This is a genomic window from Kitasatospora sp. NPDC024654, from assembly GCF_055559155.1.
This window is the reverse complement of sequence record NZ_JBVHLF010000294.1, coordinates 1-1,002: the sequence shown is the minus strand read 5'-3', so window position 1 is coordinate 1,002 and position 1,002 is coordinate 1. Positions and strand designations below refer to the sequence as shown.

The window sequence follows — 1,002 nt, the reverse complement described above, 5'->3', positions numbered from 1 at the left end:
AGTACCGCCCCGACCTTCTCAACGGCTTCATCCGCGAGACCGGCCTGATCCTCACCTCGCCCTGACGTCACCCCGAGCCGCAAGCCTCAGTTGCGTCCGCCGACCGCCTGGTGTGCTACACGCACACCGCGAGGCGCTGGATCCTCGCGCAGACCGGCCTGCACGCGCCGCTCGTCGCGGAGCCGATTCCGCACGGCGTCGACCGGCAGGTCTTCGGACCCGTCGACGCCGAGGGTTTGCCCCACCATCGGGCCGAGCGCTCACTCGCCCGGGCGGCGGCCCGTCGCCTCCTCGGCCTGGGCGACCGGGAGACGATCATCTTGAACGCGAACCGGGACACGCGGCGCAAACGACTCGAGGTGACCCTCCAGGCATTCGCCCTGGTCACCGACAAGTTTCCTGATACCCGGCTCATCCTCACCCACGGCCAACGCCTGCGCGACGACGCGCGCCACCCGCTGCTTCGGGACCGAGTCTTCATCCCCGACCGGCCACCTGACACCGACGCAGCCCTGAACCACTACTACAACAGCGCAGACGTGGGCCTGAACACCTGCACGGCGGAAGGCTGGGGCCTGATCGTCTTCGAACACGCCGCCGCGGGCGCCGCCCAAGTCATGCCCGGCCACCCCGCACTGCGCGAGATATGGGGGCAGACGGCGGTTTTCGTGCCCGTCGCGCCCTCCGAGGTCGACGGATACGGGCTGGTCGATCCCGCCGATGTCGCCGACGCGCTGCTCCCGCTGTGCCGGGACCGGGAACAAGCCGACCGGCTGGGCCGACGGGCCCAGGACCGGGCCTGCACGGCCGAGTTCGACTGGGCGAGCATCGCCCGGCGCTGGAACGCGCTGTTGCGGGACGCCGTGGCAGGCCGGGTCATGTCCCGCCGAGTGGTGTAGCCGATCTTGCCTCAGAGTGCGGTTCGCGCCGTAATGCCGGGTTTGGCGTCGCTCGATGGGGTGACATTGGGGCATCTCTGCCGGTCAGGCATTCGAGATTCGC

1 protein-coding gene is annotated in these 1,002 nt (G+C 70.0%); it reads left to right on the top strand.

What is annotated here, in order from left to right; genetic code table 11:
• Positions 1-110 precede the first annotated feature (110 nt).
• Positions 111-899, top strand: a complete 789-nt coding sequence (locus tag ACZ38L_RS39710; protein WP_465703073.1) for a glycosyltransferase family 4 protein — start codon at positions 111-113, stop codon at positions 897-899.
• The last annotated feature ends 103 nt before the right edge of the window (positions 900-1,002 follow it).